General features: G+C 71.1%; 12 protein-coding genes and 2 pseudogenes. 4 read left to right on the top strand and 10 right to left on the bottom strand.

The features are described from left to right. Positions 1 to 10: 10 nt before the first annotated feature. Positions 11 to 880, top strand: coding sequence for a helix-turn-helix domain-containing protein (locus tag ACT2CW_RS21970; protein WP_445517926.1), 870 nt, complete (start codon positions 11 to 13; stop codon positions 878 to 880). A 43-nt stretch (positions 881 to 923) separates the two neighbouring features. On the opposite strand, the gene ACT2CW_RS21965 is transcribed toward ACT2CW_RS21970, so the two are convergent. The 3 genes from ACT2CW_RS21965 to ACT2CW_RS21955 are packed head-to-tail and all read right to left on the bottom strand — an operon-like array spanning position 924 to position 4,453. Continuing rightward, positions 924 to 2,552 carry a hypothetical protein gene (locus ACT2CW_RS21965; RefSeq protein WP_445517925.1) on the bottom strand — a complete coding sequence of 543 codons (1,629 nt, stop codon included), beginning with the start codon at positions 2,550 to 2,552 and terminating at the stop codon, positions 924 to 926. Beyond that, a complete protein-coding gene (locus ACT2CW_RS21960) occupies positions 2,549 to 3,817 on the bottom strand; it encodes an AAA family ATPase (RefSeq protein WP_445517924.1) in 1,269 nt (422 codons plus the stop codon). The genes ACT2CW_RS21965 and ACT2CW_RS21960 overlap by 4 nt, the downstream gene beginning before the upstream one ends. A gap of 9 nt (positions 3,818 to 3,826) precedes the next feature. Further along, positions 3,827 to 4,453, bottom strand: coding sequence for a TetR/AcrR family transcriptional regulator (locus ACT2CW_RS21955; protein WP_445517923.1), 627 nt, complete (start codon positions 4,451 to 4,453; stop codon positions 3,827 to 3,829). Positions 4,454 to 4,523: 70 nt separating this feature from the next. Here ACT2CW_RS21955 and ACT2CW_RS21950 point away from each other — a divergent pair, with 70 nt between their 5' ends. After that, positions 4,524 to 6,179 carry an FAD-dependent monooxygenase gene (locus tag ACT2CW_RS21950; protein WP_445517922.1) on the top strand — a complete coding sequence of 552 codons (1,656 nt, stop codon included), beginning with the start codon at positions 4,524 to 4,526 and terminating at the stop codon, positions 6,177 to 6,179. A gap of 15 nt (positions 6,180 to 6,194) precedes the next feature. Here the strand turns inward: ACT2CW_RS21950 and ACT2CW_RS21945 are convergent, their stop codons facing one another. From ACT2CW_RS21945 to ACT2CW_RS21915, 7 genes and pseudogenes are all read right to left on the bottom strand, one after another. Beyond that, complete coding sequence (locus ACT2CW_RS21945) at positions 6,195 to 7,190, bottom strand: aldo/keto reductase (protein ID WP_445517921.1); 996 nt, start codon at positions 7,188 to 7,190, stop codon at positions 6,195 to 6,197. Between the two features lie 88 nt (positions 7,191 to 7,278). Then, positions 7,279 to 8,301, bottom strand: a pseudogene (locus tag ACT2CW_RS21940) (chitinase); the annotation flags it as partial. Between the two features lie 358 nt (positions 8,302 to 8,659). Next, positions 8,660 to 9,568, bottom strand: coding sequence for an FUSC family protein (locus ACT2CW_RS21935; protein WP_445517920.1), 909 nt, complete (start codon positions 9,566 to 9,568; stop codon positions 8,660 to 8,662). Continuing rightward, the gene (locus tag ACT2CW_RS21930; protein ID WP_445517919.1) at positions 9,508 to 10,359 is read right to left on the bottom strand and encodes a hypothetical protein; all 852 of its coding nucleotides are present in this window, start codon (positions 10,357 to 10,359) and stop codon (positions 9,508 to 9,510) included. Before ACT2CW_RS21930 ends, ACT2CW_RS21935 begins: the two co-directional genes overlap by 61 nt. 125 nt (positions 10,360 to 10,484) lie before the next feature. After that, positions 10,485 to 11,714 carry a glycoside hydrolase family 88 protein gene (locus tag ACT2CW_RS21925; protein ID WP_445517918.1) on the bottom strand — a complete coding sequence of 410 codons (1,230 nt, stop codon included), beginning with the start codon at positions 11,712 to 11,714 and terminating at the stop codon, positions 10,485 to 10,487. Positions 11,715 to 11,871: 157 nt separating this feature from the next. Next, a complete protein-coding gene (locus ACT2CW_RS21920) occupies positions 11,872 to 13,683 on the bottom strand; it encodes a coagulation factor 5/8 type domain-containing protein (RefSeq protein WP_445517917.1) in 1,812 nt (603 codons plus the stop codon). 14 nt (positions 13,684 to 13,697) lie between these two features. Further along, positions 13,698 to 14,573: pseudogene (locus ACT2CW_RS21915) on the bottom strand (chitinase); the annotation flags it as partial. Between the two features lie 591 nt (positions 14,574 to 15,164). Here ACT2CW_RS21915 and ACT2CW_RS21910 point away from each other — a divergent pair. Both ACT2CW_RS21910 and ACT2CW_RS21905 read left to right on the top strand, forming a co-directional pair. Further along, entirely contained in the window at positions 15,165 to 16,445 is a 1,281-nt protein-coding gene (locus tag ACT2CW_RS21910) for a ricin-type beta-trefoil lectin domain protein (protein WP_445517916.1), read from the top strand. Between the two features lie 217 nt (positions 16,446 to 16,662). After that, positions 16,663 to 17,757 (top strand): substrate-binding domain-containing protein, encoded by a 1,095-nt coding sequence (locus ACT2CW_RS21905; RefSeq protein ID WP_445517915.1) that lies wholly within the window; start codon positions 16,663 to 16,665, stop codon positions 17,755 to 17,757. Positions 17,758 to 17,769: the final 12 nt, after the last annotated feature.

The raw sequence follows: 17,769 nt of genomic DNA, 5'->3' as shown, positions 1-17,769 counted from the left end.
ACTTGTGGCTATGAGCAGCAGCGACCCGCACCACAGCGAACTGGGCGCCTTCCTCAAGGCGCGCCGCAGGGAGCTGAGCCCGGCCCAGGTCGGGCTGCCCGATTCGGCGGGCAGGCGCAGGGTCAAGGGGCTGCGCCGGGAGGAGGTGGCCTTGCTGGCGTCGATCAGCCCCGACTACTACACGCGTCTGGAGCAGGGCCGCCGCCAGGCTTCCGAACCGGTGCTGGACACCCTTGCGCGCGTACTCCGGCTCGACGACGGCGAGCGTGCCTACCTGTTCGAACTGTCCGGCCGGGACGCCGCCCGGCCCCGTCGGCGCACCGCGCAGAAGGTCCACCCACAGCTGCGGCGGCTGCTGGACGACCTCGCCACCACGCCGGCCGTCGTCCTGGGCCGGCGCACGGACATCCTCGCCTGGAACCCCATGGCCGCCGCGCTGTTCACCGACTTCGCGCGCATCCCGGTGGAACAACGCAACTTCGTACGGCTGGTCTTCCGCGAACCGGCCATCAGGGCGCTGTACCCGGACTGGGACTGGGTGGCGCGGACCAGCCTGGCGCAGCTGCGCATGGCGGCCGCCCGGGACCCGAACGATCCACGGCTGGCCAAACTGGTGGGTGAGCTGTCGCTTCAGGACCCCGACTTCCGCCGGTGGTGGGGCGCCCATCGCGTCGCCGTCCAGGGCACCGGCACGAAGGTCCTGCACCATCCGGTCGTAGGCGAGCTCACCCTCGACTGGTCCTTCCTCACCTGCGCCGACGACCCCGACCAGCAGCTGATCACCCTGACCGCCGAGCCCGGCACACCCAGCCACGACCGGCTGCGCATCCTCGCTTCATGGGCCGCGCGATCGGCCGACCACCCCGCGGCGGACGGCTGACGCACGGTTCTCAGCGGAGGGGTTCCGCCGGTGGGTGGTGCGGTCAGATCACGCGGAAGAGGTCGGCGGCCGCGTGGACGTCGGTGAGGTCCTCGATGGAGCGGAGGTTGTCGCACAGGGCCTCCAGGACCGAGCCGGTCTCGGTGGCGCGCGGGGCGCCGATGGCCACGCCGAAGACCCGGAACCCCAACCGGTGTTTGGCCTCCTTCCAGCCGCGCATCCACTCCTCGGTGACACCGCATTCGTCGTCGGTGATCATCACGATGTCGCCACGTGCGCGGGCGGCGGCGTCGAACTCCTCCTCCAGCAGTCCGGCGGCCGCCGTCAGCGGCGCCTGGTAGCTGGTGCCGCCGCCGAGGAAGGTCTCCGCGAAGTCGAGGACCGGGTCGATACCGGCGGGCCGGGGCGCGTCGGCGGGGAAGCGGAAGACCTGGAGCTTGTCGGCGGCCGAGAACAGGATGCCGACGAAGTCACGCCCCGCGTGGCGGGCCTGGTCCAGCAGGGCCAGGGCGCATGCCTTGGACCACGCCTCCCGGGTGACGCCTCCGGGCCCCGCCGCGTACATGGAGTGCGAGGTGTCGACGCACGCGACGATGGCGCCCTGGCCGGTGGTCTGCTCGCCCTGGGCGTCGTAGAGCATCAGCTCCCCGGCGGCGTAGCGCGCGGCGAACACCGCGCGCAGCTCGGGCAGGCCGAGGCCCGCCAGCTCGGAGGGGATGACACGGGACAGGTCGTTCCCGAGCGTGACGCCGACCAGCTCACCCGTGGCGTTCTCCATCTTGCGGGCGCGCTCGCCGGCGGCCATCTGCCGGAAGCGGCCGATCAGTTCGGCCCACCGGGCGAGGCGGCCGGTGCGCAGCCGCTCGGCGAGCCGGGCGCGCTCGTCGAACGGCATCCGCTCGAGCTCGCCGGGGGCCACGCCCCATGCCCGCATCAGCGCGGCCTCCTCCCGTACGGCCTCGGCGGCCTCGCTCGCCGCGTTCCGCGCGGCGGCGCGGATGCCGGGGGCCGCCGCCGCGAGGGCCTGCTCGGCGTGCTGGGCGGCGCGCCGCGCGGCGGCCTGGGCGGCCTCGGCGGCGTCGATCGCCTGGCGTACGGCGTCGGCGGCCGGGCCCGGCACGGTGCCGTCCCCGTCGGTCTCGTCCGCCGCCCGCTGGAGCGCCTCGTCCGCGGCGGCCGCCGCGGCGTCGGCGTCCTGCTCGGCCCTGCTCGCCCGCTCGGCCCGCTCCTGGGCCGCCCGGGAGCGCTCCAGCATCCCGCGCACCGCGGCGGCCTGGGCGAGCACGGCCATGGCGGCGGCATACGGGTCGCCGGCCGTCTCCCGGCGCAGCTCGGCGAACTCCGGTGACTCCACCAGTGCCGAGACGACCTGGTGGTTCACCAGCCGGGAGGGGGCCATCTCGGCGCGCTCGCGCAACCGCGGCCCGACCTTGTAGGCGGCCAGGAACACATCGGTGAGGAGGTCGGCGGCGTGGTCGTGGCGCCCGTTGAGCTCCTCGGCCACCTCGCGCAGCCCGGCCGACTGCTCATAGATGTCGCGCCAGGTGACGTGGTCGAACCGGTCCGCGACCACGGCCGCGGTGTGCCGTACGGGAGCGGCGGCGGACCGGCCCGGCCACGTTCCGGCCCGGCTCGCCGGTTCGCCGGGCGCGGGCGCGTCGCGCCCGCTCACAGCTGGGCCTGCACCATGCTCGCGTCCACGCCGAGGGCCTCGGTGAGCACACGGGCGCGTACGGCGCGCTGGCGGCCGGTGACCCGGTCGATGGCGGCGGTGGAGCGACCGGCGCGCGCCGCGTCCTGGCGCAGCTTCTCCAGCCGCTTCCCCGCCATGGCGAGCTTGTTGTGGGCCTGTCTGATGACCCACTCGCTCAGCGCCTCGCGGGACTGCCCGGCCATGGCGTCCAGTTGGGCCTCCAGCTCATCGAGGGCGTCGGCCAGGTCGAGCGCCTCCTTGGCGTCGGGGTTGACCAGGTGCAGCACCTCGCGCTCGACGGTCGGGCGTTCGGCGGGGGAGTCCCACAGCACATGCGTCAGCACCGACAGATCGCTCTCGGCGACCGCCGGGCGGCCGTCGAGGTACGCGGACGCCTGGAGCAGGCCCACCGCCTGCCGCCAGCGGCGGTCGGAGGCGATGAGCTCCTTGCGGCGCAGGGCGGCCCGCAGCGTGCACACCGCGTCCACGATCGCGTCGGGGACGTCCACGGCCGGGACGGCCTCGGCCACGGCGTGCCGCAAGGCGGTCAGCTCGACCGTCGTCCGTGGCGGTGCCGCCGGGCGGCTGACGGCGGAGCGGACCAGCGCGGCGAAGTTCGAGGGGTCTTCCAGGTAGCCGACCTCGATCCGCACCAGCAGCCGGTCGTAGATCGCGGCCGAGTCCTCTCCGCCGGGCAGTTCGTTGCTCGCCGTGATGGCCCCGATCAGCGGGCAGCGGATCGGTGGGCCGCCGTTCTCGGGGTGGTAGATCCGCTCGTTGAGGTAGCCCAGCGTCTCGTTGAGCGCCGCGGTGGAGCACTTGAAGATCTCGTCGATGAAGGCGATGTGCGCGGTCGTGGCGCGGCCGTCGTAGACCTGGCGGTACTCGCCCCGGGCCAGCGCGGCCACGTCGATGGGGCCGAACATCCGCGTGGGCGCGGTGAACTTCGACAGCAGGATCTCCCAGTAGGCCGCGCCCTCGACCCTGCCCGTGAGCTCCCGGGCCAGCTCGGACTTCGCCGTCCCGGGCGGCCCGAGCACCAAGGAGTGCTGCCCGGCCAGCAGCGTCACCACCAGCGTCCGCACCACGTCGGCGCGCTCGTAGAAGCGGTCCGACAGCTCGTCGGTGATGGCCCGCAGCCTCTTGGCGGTGTCCTGCGCGTCCGGCGTGTCGTGCGCGTCCGCGCCCTGTGCGTCCTCCGCGTCCGGCGTGTCGTGCGCGTCCCGTGTGCCCTCAGCATCCATGTCCGACATTCAACTCCCAGCCCGCCACGCCCTGTTCAACCCACCCGCCAGCGCGTCGAAGGCGAGCGTCAGACGACGTCGATGCGCGGCACCGACCTCGTCGAGGTCCGCTCCGGCGAGTCGTCGCTTCACCGTGTCGACGGCGACCGTGCGGTACGCGGCGACGAGCAGGGCCGCGGTCAGCGTGCTGTCGCCGGAGAAGCGGGTGTCGGCGTCGAGTTCCGCCGCGAGTGCCTCCTCCATCTCGGACGCGAAGAGACGAAGCCGTGCGATCAGCGCGGGGGACGCCATCACGGTGCGCAGGAACGGCTCGACACCCTCCCCGAGCCCGGACAGCACATGGCGTTCCGCGGCCAGTGCGAGGGCGGCCCGGCGCATGGCTTCGACGGGGTCCAGGTCATCCGCGCGCTCGCGGAGTACGGTCCGCACGGTGTCGAGGGCCTCCGGGAAGCGGTCGAACAGGAGGTCCTCCTTGCGGTCGAAGTGTGCGAAGACCGTCACCTTCGACACTCCGGCGGCCGCGGCGACCTCGTTGATGGTCACGTCGTCGAACCCGCGCTCCAGAAACAGCTGGGTTGCGACGGAGGCGATGCGAGCCCGGGTCTGCGCTCCGCCACGGTCCCCTCGATTCGGCATGTGACAACGCTAGCCCTTCCCGTTACCTTTACCGAGTAAGCTTACCGGGTAAAGATAAAAGGAGCGTGTCATGCGGCGCAGCGATGTGATCGTCGTCGGAGCCGGGCCCACGGGCCTCTTCCTCGCCGGTGAACTGGCACTCCAGGGCGTACGGGTGAGGGTCCTGGAGCGGCTCCGGGAGCCCGATCCGACGATCAAGGCCGGGTCGATCAATGTCGCCAGTGCGGAAATCCTCGACCGGCGCGGGCTGTTGCCGGCCGCGGAGGACGTACAGCGGCGGCTGCTGGCGTCCGTCGGCGCCTTCGCAGGCCACGGCCGGAGGAACGCCCTCGTCAGCCAGTTGGACCGGGATGCGCGGGGCGCGCGCCGCTTCCCGGTCGCCGGGCATTTCGCGGGCATGCTGTTCCGCGATGAGCTGGTCGATCAGGGTGATCCGGCGCTGGCCGCGCACACCGCGGTCTCGGGCGGCGTCCTTGTGCCCCAGTACGAGCTCGAGTCGCTGCTCGGGGAGCACTGCGCCCGGCTCGGCGTGGAGGTGCGCCGAGGTGTCGAGGTGCATGGTGTGCGTGGTGTGGGTGTGCCTGGTGTGGGTGGCACGCGACACGGGGAAGCGGACCTCACCGACGACGCCGATGTCGTGGTGGAGACCAGCGCGGGCGAGCTGACGGCCGGGTGGGTCGTCGCGGCCGACGGCGGCCGCAGCGCGATCCGCGGGCAGCTGGGCATCGGTTTCACCGGCACCGATCCGCAGCTGGTGGGGTACCAGGCGGTGGCCGACTTCGCCGACCCCGGCGAGCTGAGCCGCGGCTGGACCTGGACACCCCGCGGCATCTACGCCTACGGCCCGATCCCCGGGCGCATTCTCGTCGCTCGCTTCGGCCCGCGGCCGCAGGACCGCGACGCCCCCGTCACGCTCGACGAACTCCAGGCGGTCATACGCGAGGTCACCGGCGTCGATGTGACGCTCAAGGGTCTGCGCGGCCGTGCGACCCGCTGGTCCGACAACGCCCGGCAGGCTCAGTCCTACCGGCGCGGCCGGGTGCTGCTCGCGGGCGATGCCGCGCATGTGCACGCGCCGTTCAGCGGCCAGGGGCTGAACCTCGGCCTCGGCGACGCTGTCAACCTCGGCTGGAAGCTCGCCGCGACCGTGCGGGGACACGCTCCGGCCGGACTGCTCGACACCTACGAGAGCGAACGCCATCCGATCGCGGCGTGGGTGCTCGACTGGACGCGGGCGCAGGTCGCCCTGATGCGCGGCGACGAACACACCGCGCGGCTGCGCGAGGTCGTCGGCGGGGAGCTGTTCACCGCGCCGGGCGTGATGAACCGCGTGGTCGCGCTGACGTCGGGGATCACACAGCGCTATGACGTGGCCGAGGGGGCGGCGGAGCCGGTCGGCTCGATCGCCGGGGATGTCGCGCTGTCCTCCGGCGACCGGCTCGCCGACCACGCCCACGACGGCCGTTTCGTCCTCGTCGACCGTTCGCCCGACGGGCGCTTCGCCGAGGCCGTACGCCCGATGGCGCACCGGATCGCGTACGTGGCGGACCCCGCCTCCGCCACCTCGCCACCCAGCCTGCTCGTACGACCCGACGGCGTCATCGTCTGGGCCGACGCGCGCGACACCGCCACGCCCGATACCGCTGCGTCCGGCACCGCCACCTCCGACGACGGCGCCCTCAAGGAGCTCGACGCCGCGATTCAGCGGTGGGTCGGCACCCGCTGAGCGTGCCGCCTTCGCTCACCGCCCAAGGATCCGGTCGACCTCGGCCATCTGCCCGGCCGTGAGCGGCCCCTTCGCGATCGCGCCCGCGTTCTCCTCGGCCTGGGCGACCGTACGGAAGCCGGGGATCGGGATCGTCCGCGGGCTGCGGGCCCAGATCCAGGCGAGGGCGCCCTGCGCGAGGGTACGGCCTTCGCTGGTGAGGATGGACCGCAGAGCATCTACCCGGCGGAGCCAGACCGGGTCCGCGCCCGCGTTCGCGATGAACCCCGGCAGCCAAACGGGCGGCGCGTTGCGGATGTCCCCGTCGTCCAGGGCGCGCCCGGCGGTGTGCTTACCGGCGAGCAACCCCATGGCGAGGGGGCTGCGGTTGATGCTGGCGAGGTCCGACTCCGCGCAGAGCGCGAGGAGTTCGGGCGCGTCCTGGAGGATGTTCAGCCGGTGCTGGACGGCCGCGCAGTGCGGACCCTCGGCGAAGACGGCGGCTCGGCCGGGGTCGTCGGTGCTCCACGCGTACGCGCGAATGAGCCCCTCCCGTACCAACTCCTCGCAGACATCGCGCAGTCGCGCGGCCCGCTCGGGATCGGCGTCGGAGATGTGGAGCTGGTACAGGTCGATATGGTCCGTGTTCAGGCGTCGCAGCGAGGCCGTCAGGGCGCGGCGTACATGCTCCGGGGAGTCGTCCTGGCCCTCGCGGATCCGGGTCCGCTCGTCGAAGACATTGCCCCATTTCGTGGCGACGACGACATCGCCGCGGTGCTTGCCGAGGGCACGGCCGAGCACGCGTTCGCTGTGGCCGGTGCCGTACGCGTCGGCGGTGTCGAAGAAGGTGACGCCGAGGTCGAGTGCGCGCCGGATCGCGCGCACCGACTCGTCGTCGTCGACCTTGCCCCAGCCCAGGGGCTGCCCGTCGGTGGACTGCCACTCACCGCCGATGGCCCAGCAGCCGAAGCCGAGGGGGCTCACGCCGATGCCGCTACGGCCCAGCGTTCTGTTGTGCGCCATGGTCTCCATGCCGGTGAACGGTAGGAGTTGAAGCGCACACCAAGGCAAGCCCCGGTCGGTCATGGGCGCCACCGGCGCCCATGACCCGGGCGATCGCTCAACTGCCGTAGTAGCTTTCGAAGTTCTTCGAGAACTCGCCGCCGTTGAAGCCGTCCCAGTTGATCGACCAGGCCATCAGCCCGCGGAGGGAGGGCCAGCTGCCGTGGGGCTCATAGCCACCGCAGTCGCTCTTCTTCGTCAGGCAGTTGAGGGCCTTGGTCACATCACCGGGCGTGGTGTGGCCGTTGCCCGCGTTGGGGCTCGCGGGCAGGCCGATCGCCACCTGGGACGGGTCCAGCGCGGGGAAGACGTTGTCGGTGTTGCCCGCGACGGGGAAGCCGGTGAGCAGCATGTCGGTCATCGCGATGTGGAAGTCGGCGCTGCCCATGTTGTGGAACTGGTTGTCCAGCCCCATGATCGGTCCGGAGTTGTAGTCCTGGACGTGCAGCAGGGTGAGATCGTCCCGCAGCGCGTGGATGACCGGCAGATACGCCCCGGCGCGGGGGTCCTGGCCGCCGGAGGGGCCCGAGCCGTAGTACTGGTAACCCAACTGGACGAAGAAGGTTTCCGGAGCCATCGTGAGGACGAAGTCGGATCCGTACTTCGCCTTGAGCGACTTCACAGCCGCGATGAGATTGACGATCGAGGGGGTCTTCGGGTTCTTGAAGTCGGTGTCGCCGTCGTCCAGCGAGAGCGAGTGACCCTCGAAGTCGATGTCGAGGCCGTCCAGTCCGTACTTGTCGATGATCGCCCCGACCGACTCGACGAACTTGTCACGGGCGGCGGTGGTGGTGAGCTGCACCTGGCCGTTCTGCCCGCCGATGGATATCAGCACCTTCTTGCCCGCGGCCTGCTTGGCCTTGATGGCGGCCTTGAACTCGTCCTCCGACTCGACGTTCGGGCATTCGCTCTGGGGGCAGAGGCTGAAGCGGATGTCGCCGGAGGTGGTGGAGGTGGGCTCGCCGAAGGCCAGGTCGATGATGTCCCAGCTGTCGGGGACATCGGCCATCCGGGTGTATCCGGAGCCGTTGGCGAAGCTCGAGTGCAGATAGCCCACGAGCGCGTGCTCGGGGAGTGCCGCCTTCGTGGTGGCGGAAGTGGTACCCGCGTCGGAGGTGGTACCCGCGTCGGCGGTCGTCGTCGAGACCGTGGCGAGCAGCCCGGCCGCGGCGACGGAGGCGCACACGCCGGTCAGGACCCTCTTGCTCAAGGGGAAACGGAGGCTCATGGGGGCCGCTCCTTGGTGTGTGGGGGGAAGGCGGAGCTGAAGTTGACGTGAGGGGGAGGGATGGACGGGAGGCATGGGGGAGGTTGCGCGCCCATGAGACAACAGGACTAGACCACTAGTGTCAATGGTCCGGACCAAAACGGACGGCGGATCTTCACGTTCAGTGTTGCGTCGCCGTGGCATTTGCTCCACGGCTGGTCGGCCGTATGCGTTATGGGCGGGCGGTGGCCGCGGCCGGGTGGGACGCGGGTGGGATCGGCGGGCGGCCGAACACCTCGGTGAGCACGTCGAGTTGGGCGTCGATCGCGGCAAGAGCCTCCCAGGCCACGGCCGCCTGAGGTCCGGTGGGGCGGGTCTTCGCCGGTGGAGCCGCGGCCGGGGCACCGGGCGGCGCGGGGCGGCGGCCGATGGCGCGGCGTACGGCGAGTGTGTGCGCCGCCACCTCGCCGCGCCGCCCGCGCAGGCTCGGATCGTCGGCGAGCGCGCCCGGCGCGGAGGTGGCGGACGCGGCGGAGGCGGAGGTGGCGGACGTGGAGGACACGGCGGAGGTGGCGGACCCGGTGGACGCGGCGGACGTGGCGGCGGTGGCGAGATCGCCGACCGGTTCGACGCAGTGCCGCAAGGCCGCCTCGGCACGCAGCGCGTCGACGCCCCGCCGGCGCCGCACGGACAGCGCGCGGGGGAGAGGCGGTGCGGTCAGGATCCGCAGCGGTGCGGTGGTCACGGCCAGTTGCCCGACGCGGTGGCTGAAGCGGGCCCGGGCCAGGTGTACGGCCCGGCCGTCGTGCCAGTCGGCTTCCAGCAGTTCGGTCAGGGCGGCCAGCGCGGCCGCGGTGCGGGCCCGCACCGCCGCGGAGGTGCGGATCGGCAGCACCAGCCAGGACGCCGCGATGCCGATGACCGCGCCGACCGCGATCCCCGCCAGCCGGGTGTGCAGCAAGCCTCCCGGGCTCTGCCCGAACCAGTCGTAGAGCAGCGACAGTACGGCCGTGACACAGCCCGCCCAGTACGCATAGCTCAGCTCCCGCAGCCAGGTGGCCACCGCCAGCACCGCGAAGATCAGCACCACCACGGCGTCCGAGCGGGGCCCGAACGATCCGGCGAGGGCGCCCGCCACCACCGTGCCGACCGCGGCGCCGACCGTCCGCCCACCCCCTTCACCAGCACATCCGCGCGGCTTCGCGCACCACTGCCGACCAGGAACGCGGTGAGGACCACCCAGGCCCAGTGGTCCGGCCACACCATCCGCCCCACGGCGAACGCCGCGGCCAGCGCGGCCGCCATCTGCGCCGCCATCCGGGTGCTTGCCGGTACCCCGCCACGCCGTGGCCCGGCCGCTGCCGCGGTCACTTCGGCCGCCGGTGGCCTGGGGATGAGCCGGGCGCGCCGCGCCGCCCACGTCAGCAGCGCCCCCCAGACGACCGCGACCAGCGCCAGCACCGCCGCCCACCCGGTGCGCTCGTGCCCGCCCGCGGGCCCGGTGCCACCGGGCAGGACCAGGACGGCGACCAGCGGCAGGACGAGGAGAGTGCCCGCCCGCGTGGCGCGCGCTCCGAACCGCCGCAACCAGATCGCCCCGGCCATGGCCAGGACGAAGACGGCGTCACCCGCGGTGGGATGGCGCTGGATCAGCGTGGCCAGCTCCGCTCCGCCGGCCGCCGCGCACGGCAGCACGGCGCACGCCATCAGCCGGTCGGCCCGGTCCAGGACTCGCTGCACCCGCCCGAGGGAGGAGGCGATCACGACGGCCTGTATGACGCTGTCCACGTGCAGCCCGGCCGCGCGCTCGATGAGCAGCGCGCAGCCGTACGTACCGAGCACGGTGGCCATGGTCACGGCGGTCGCCCGCAGATGCAGCCACTTGGGGTCGAAGTGCAGTGCCCGGCGTAGCCGCGCCGAGAAGGTACGCATCGCTTTGCATCACCGCCGGGGCCGACCTGAGGATGGACGCTGGCGTAAGCCTGCCACCCTGGTCGCCATCCGTCGGGCGGGGGTTTCGGCGGTGGCGGTCAGGACGGCGCGGCGCGAGGTGGGCGTCAGACCGTGGACAGGTCGATGGCCCGGTCGACGTCGTCGGGGCGCAGGACCCGCAGGATGCCTTCGAGCAGGTAGTAGTCGGCGTACGGGAGCGAGATCTCGACGCCGTCCTCGCTCGGGCGGTTGCGGGTGCAGCGCGCCACGATCGCCTCGGCCCGCGTCGACTTGGTGGTCAGACAGGTCTGCGAGAGCGCGGTGAGCAGCCGCAGCGCCGCCTCGCGGTAGCGCGGTTCGCCGGTGGCCTTGGACAGGTCGAGCAGACCGCAGGCCATGACCGCGCCCGCGGAGGCGTCCTTGATGTCGTGGGGCGCTTGTGGCGCGAGGTAGTCCCAGACGGGGACGTTGTCCGGGGTGAGCGCGCCAAGGGCGAAGTCGGCGAGTTTCCGCGCGGTGGTGAGGAATTCCCGGTGGCCGGTCCGGCGGTGGATGGTGGTGAAGCCGTAGATCCCCCAGGCCTGTCCGCGCGACCAGCAGGAGGCCGGGCTGTAGCCCTGCACGGTGGCCGGGCCGAGGGGAGCGCCGGAGGACGGGTCGAAGTCGTAGACGTGCGGGGTGGATCCGTCCGGGCGGGGGAAGTGCCGCTGGGTGGTTCTCGCGTGCTCCACGGCGATGTCGAGGTACGCGCCGTCCCCGCTCTGGCTGCTCGCGAACGCCAGCAGATCCAGGTTCATCATCGTGTCCATGATGACCCGGCCCGCGTTCGCCTGCTCGTCCAGCGCTCCCCAGGCCCGGATGAAACGGCCGCGCGGGTTGTACCGCCGGATCAGCGAGGAGGCCGCCCGCAGCGCGCCCGCCCGCCAGCTGTCCTGGCCGGTGAGCCGCCACGCGGTGACCCACGAGGGATAGAAGAGAAATCCGAGGTCGTGGGTGCCGGTGTCGTTCTGTCGGGGGGCGAGCTTCTCCGCGGAGGCGAGGGCCAGGGTGCGGAACCGTTCCTCGCCGCTGTGCAGCCAGGCCATCCACAGCGTCCCCGGCCAGAACCCGCCGACCCAGTCGCCGTTCTGGGAGTACGTCCACTTCTCGAACTTTGTACCGACCGGAAAGCCGCTCACCCCCGGTGCGACCGCGCGCAGCTTCGCCACCGCGTAGTCCGCCGTCTCGCGGAGGGTGCGGAGCGTGGCGGCATGGCCGGGAACCTCCTCCGCCGCCTGGGCCGGGGGAGCGATCGAAGTGGCCGCCACCGCGGTACCGGCCGCGGTGGTCAGCAGGGCTCGCCGGGAAACGCTCATCAGTGTCCGCCCTTCACGAGGGTGAATCCGACAACGACATGACGACATGCGGTCCGTGCGCTCGGCCGCCCGTGGGGCGCGGGCGACATACCCGCGCCCCACGGGCGAACTGGTGAAGCTGGTGGAGCTGGTGAAGCTGGTGGAGCGTGCTACGGGATCAGGGGTACTCGGTCACGTTCGCCACGTTGCTGCCCGCGTCCGAGGGACCTCCCGTGCCATTGATGACGTGGTTGATGGTGCCGGTGCCGCCGAGCGAGACGGTGACCATGTGGTGGAACGTCACATCGGGGCTCTGGGGAACCTCGAAGGCGTGCTCGGCGGCCACGGACTTGTTGGTGTTGAAGAAGCAGTAGCTGCCCAGGCCCCACGCCTCATGGCGTTTGACCGAGTCGGCGACCTTGTAGGCGGCGTATCCCTTGGTGGAGCCGTTCATCCAGGCGCCCTGGTCCGGTGGGTCGTAGGGCATCTCGTTCTGGTAGAAGTACGTACGGCCGCCCTCGCCGTTCCAGGTCGTCTGGTGCTTCTGGTAGTGCTCGACGAACAGGCCGTACATGGTCACGTCGTCGCCGTTGACGACGAGCCCCTGGTCGGCCGTGTTGGAGTCCCAGCCCACGCCGTCGCCGTGGTCGGCGCGCCAGATCCACGTATGGTCGCCGATCACGTTCGAGCTGTTGACCACCAGGCTGGTGGACGCCTTGCCCACGCCCGCGCCGCCGACCCGGAAGAACACGTCGTGCAGCGAGGTGGGGTTGTCGGCGTGGTTCGCGGACGAGTCCTCGGGGCCGACCTCCATCAGCGTGTCGGAGTTCTCGGTGCCGGCGTCGATGAGCAGGCCCGCGAGCTTGACGCCGTCCACGTCGGCCACCTTCATCGCCGAGACCCCGTTGTCGGGAACCAGCGTGGCCAGCCCCAGGCCCAGGACGACGGTGTCGGGCTTGGTCACCTTCAGCGGCGCGTCGAGGTGGTAGACGCCTGGGGTGATGAGCAGGTGCTTGCCCGCGTCGAGCGCCGCGTTCATCTCCTCGGCCGTGGCATCCGGCTTGGCGATGAAGAAGTCGCTCAGCGGGAGCGACGTGCCCTTCGGCGTCCCCGAGGACCAGGACGTGCCCGTCGAGCCCTTGCGCACCTCCGGCACGAACACCTTGTACGCGCCGTCGTCGTCCACGTACAGGAACGGCTTCTCACGGGTGATGGGCGACGTGTCGACGCGGGTGTACGGCGGGTTGGGGAAGTCCCCGGCCGGGGCGTTCCGCGCGCCGACGAACACCATGTTCCAGTTGGAGCCGGTCCAACTGCCCCATTCGGTGTTGCGGGAGAGCCACTGCTGCTGCGATCCGGACTTCACCTGCCCGTCGACCTTGGTGTCCGCCAGCAGACCGCCGCTGGACCAGCCGCCGTCGTCCAGCTGGAGATCGCCCTTCAGATGCATCCGGCGGTACGGGGCGGCCTGCGAGACGGCCCAGCGGTCCGCGCCGCCGTCCGGGTTGACGGCGAGGTTCTCGGCGTCGCGCCAGAAGTTCTGCGTGGCGTTGCCGTCGAACCAGTCGGCCTCGGCGTGCACCTGGCCGTTGATGGTGGTGTCGTCGGGCGACAGGCCGAGGCCCGCCACCTGGGTGTAGAAGCCGACATTGGCCTTGACGTCGTACGAGCCGGGCTTGAACAGCAGGGCGTGCCGGGCCTGGCCGAACTGGTTCTTCTCCTGCTCGCCGAAGACCGAGTCCAGCTTGCCCTGGATCTCCTGCGCGGACATCGACGGGTCGAAGATCTGCACATTCGGGCCCAGGTCCGGCTCGGCGTCCGCGCCGTGCGCCGCCGGTACGGTCAGCGCCGCGGCGACGGCGCCGGCCAGCACGGCGAAGGCGGCGGTGGCACGGGCGACGCGACGGCGTCGGCGGTGTCCGGGCTGAGTGGTGTCCCCGGTGGTGTCCGACACGGTGGTGCCGTTCGTCCCGGTGGTGTCGTTCGTCATGGTGATGTGCCCCCTCAGCCCTTGTACCGGGCGAATATCCCGGTGAACTGCCAGGGCTCCTGGGCGACTCCGGAGCAGGTGTCGTCGTTCGGGTAGTCGCCGGGGCAGGGGCGGTCGCGGTTGACGGACCAGAAGGAGAGCCGCGACAGGTGGTGCTCGGAGGCGTAGCCCAGGATCGACTCGAAGTCGTCCGTGGTGACGGTCTCCTTGACGTCGGTGATGCCGTTCATCGAGGACAGGCCGCTGTGCCGGTAGGCGTCCTCGTCGCTGTAGCCGTAGGCGCCCTTGACGGCGTTCTTCAGCCCGTCGGTGGCCTGCTTGGTCAGCTCGGCCATGTTCTGGCCCTCGCCGCCGAAGTCGAACGGCATGATGGTCCAGCTGTCGGCCTCGAAGTCGGATGCGGCGGCCCGGCGGATCATGCCGTCGTCGGGGCCGTTCTGATCGCTGGGGAAGGTGACGTAGGTGAGCAGCCCCGGGTTGTCGGCCTTCACCTGCTTCAGGGCGTCGATCGTCTTCTGCTGGACGGCCGGGTCGTTGTAGGCGTCGCCCTCGATGTCGATGTCGATGGCCTTGAGACCGTAGGCGTCGATGACCTTCTGGTAGGCCCCGGCGAGTGCCTTCGCGTCGGCGCAGGACTGCTCCAGCTTGTTGCCGCTCGCGCCACCGAAGGACGGCACCACATCGCCGCCCTTGGCCCGTATGGCCTGCACGGTCTGCTCGTCGGCCCCGCCTGCCAGCGGGCGGCTGCCGTCCCACTTCGGGTCGCAGTTGCCCGCGTCGAGGACGAAGGCGAGGGTGAACCAGCCGACGCCGGTGGCGTCCATCACCTCGCCCGGGTCCGGGGGATTGCCCCATCCGTTGTAGAGGTAGGGGGCCACGGCGGCGGGCGCGGCGGATGCCGAGGCGCGGTCCTGGCCGGTGTTGTCGGCCCAGGCGGCCGCGGTCGTGCTCGCGGCGGTGGCCGCGAGGGCCGCCGCCACGGCCAGGACGGTCCGCCGGCGGCGGCGCCGCGCGCGGTCCCGGGCGGAGAGGTCTTCGCTGTGATTCATGTGGGGGGATGCCTTCCTGACACGCGGACGGGCCCCGGCGGTGGGCATGTCCGTCGGACAGGCGCCGCCGCAGCCCGCGACATGCGGTGTCCGGCCGGAAGGTCACGGCCGGACTCTCGGGCCCATATATTTCGGGAGTTGAACGTGTCTCGTCAATAGGTCCGCACCAATGAATGACCTGCCTTCAAAGGCCGAACTCGCCGGTCGTGTCGCCGAGGCCGTCGGCCGCGAACGGCCCTCCGCGCGGTGACTTGTTGGCATATCTGGTCCATACCAAACCCTTGACAGGCTTTTCCTTCACTTCTTAACTCACGTAATGAACTAAGTACCGCTCAGTTCGCTCACGCACCCGGTCGGCGCCGTAACCACCTGGTTCGCATGCGCCTCATGCCTCTCCGCACCTGTCATCACCTGTTTCTGGAAGGGAGAGTCATGGACTCCCCGCGCTTCCCCCGGCGACTGCTGACGTCCCTGGTCTCGGTCCTCGCCCTCGTGTCGCTGTCCACCGGACTGGCACAGGGCACCTCGGCCTCCGCCGCGAGCCCCGCCGCGAAGTCCACCGCGAGACCCGCCTCGGCGGCCGCCGTCACGTTCTCCGACGAGTTCGACGGGCCCGCCGGCTCCGCCGTCAACGGCGGCAAGTGGCAGATCGAGACGGGGGACAACGTCAACAACCACGAGCGGCAGTACTACACGGCGGGCAACAGCAACGCCGCCCTCGACGGCCAGGGCCACCTGGTCATCACCGCCCGCCGCGAGAACCCGGGCAACTACCAGTGCTGGTACGGACGGTGTGAGTACACCTCCGCCCGGCTGAACACCTCCGGCAAGTTCACCACCACCTACGGCCGGGTCGAGGCCCGGATGAAGATCCCGCGCGGGCAGGGCATGTGGCCCGCGTTCTGGATGCTGGGCAATGACATCGGACAGGTCGGCTGGCCCAACTCCGGTGAGATCGACATCATGGAGAACGTGGGCTTCGAGCCCTCCACGGTCCACGGCACCCTCCACGGCCCCGGGTACTCGGGCTCCGGTGGCATCGGCGCCGGATACTCCCTGCCCGGTGGCCAGGCGTTCGCCGACGCGTACCACACCTTCGCCGTCGACTGGAGCCCGAACGCGATCAGCTGGTCCGTCGACGGCACCGTGTACCAGCGGCGCACCCCCGCCGACCTCGGCGGCCGGCAGTGGGTGTTCAACAAGCCCTTCTTCGTGATCCTCAACCTCGCGGTCGGCGGCTACTGGCCCGGGGACCCCGACGGCAGCACCTCCTTCCCCCAGCAGCTCCTGGTCGACTACGTCCGGGTCAGCACCGACAGCGGACAGCCGAGCGGCGGTGCCATCACCGGTGTCGGTGGCAAGTGTGTGGACGTGGCGGGTGCCAACAACGCCAATGGCACGGCGGTGCAGCTCTATGACTGCAATGGAACTGCGGCGCAGCAGTGGTCGGTTGGTTCCGATGGCACGATTCGTGCGTTGGGGAAGTGTCTGGATGTGGCGTCGGGTGGTACGGCCGACGGGACTCTGGTGCAGTTGTGGGATTGCAATGGGAGTGCGGCGCAGCAGTGGGCGGTTCCGGCGGCGCGTGACATTGTGAATCCGCAGGCCAATAAGTGTCTGGATGCCACGGGCGGGAGTTCGGCGAACGGCACGCGGCTCCAGATATGGACCTGCGCCGGCGCCGCCAACCAGAAGTGGACGGTGACCAGATGATCGGCGGACTCCTGCTCGGACCCGGGAAACGCATCCATTTCCTATAGGAATCTGAGGAGCGAGATCCGGCGCCTGACCCACGGGGGCGCCGGATCTCGCGTTTGTCGGGCGTCTCGCAGGCGTCTTGCAGGGGGTTTTGTCGAGACTCTTGACGGGGCGGCTCGGCTGGCACACCATCGCGGCATCAATTTCCTATTTGATTCGTGGGGGTGAGGAGGTGCGTCTCCGGACCGGATCTCTTCTGCCGGGAGTCGTCGCCGTGGCGTTGCTGGCCACGGGCTCGGCGGCCTGCACACTCAAGAACTCGGGCGAGCCGGCGGGCGGGCAGGCCCCCGCGTCCGCGCGGGCGGGCGGCGGCTCGGCCGTGCTCGCGGACGGGTCGGCCACCAAGGTCGCGCTCGTCCCGGGCGGCGCCCACCCCTACTTCCAGCCCTGGAAGACCGCCGGCGCCAAGGCCGAGAAGACCTACCGGCTCGGGGAGGTGAGGTTCGACGAGACCGCGGAGTGGGACCAGCAGAAGCAGAACAACCTGCTGTCCACGCTCGCCGCGCGCGGCTACAACGCGTTCGGTGTCTTCGGGGTCTCGCCGACCGACATCAACACCACGTTCGCCGACCTGAAGGCGCAGGGCCTCGCCGTGGCCTCGCTCGGCTCCTGCCCGGCGGCCAAGAAGAACGAGGCCGACTTCTGTCTCTCCACCGACGTCGAACTCGCAGCCTACAAGGCGGCCAGGGCCGCCATCGACGCCATGGGTGGCAAGGGCAGGCTCGTCCATCTGACGGGCAACAACGTGGACGCCAACACCCAGCTGCGGATCAGGGGCGTGGCCAGGGCCGTCAGGGAGTCGGGCGGCAAGGTGCAGATGCTCCAGACCGTCACCGACATCGACAAGGACCTCCAGACCGCGCAGAAGGCGGTGTCCGACCTGCTGACGGCCAAGGGCAAGCAGATCCAGGGCATCGTCTCCACCGCCTACAACCCGGCTGTCGCCGCCGCCGACGCCGTCAAGAGCTCCGGTTCACGGGCGAAGGTCGTGGCCATCGACGACGACGCCAAGATCCTGAGCTCGATCAGGCAGGGCACGGTCACCGCCACCGTCGTGCAGAACCCGGTGGGGCAGGCCGAGGTCGGGGCGTGGGCCCTCGCACTGCTCCAGACCAAGCAGTGCGCCATGCGCAGCCCCGGCCAGTCCATCGACTCGGGCTCGTTCGTCGTCACCAAGGACAACCTCACGACCTACGACCGTGCGCGGAAGGCGAAGACCGCCCAGCTGAAGAAGCGGTTCGCCGACGACGTCCTGGCCTGCGGCTGATCCCCGCCGGCG

The sequence above is a fragment of the Streptomyces sp. NEAU-174 genome (assembly GCF_052665095.1).
This window is presented reverse-complemented; position numbering and strand designations above follow the sequence as displayed.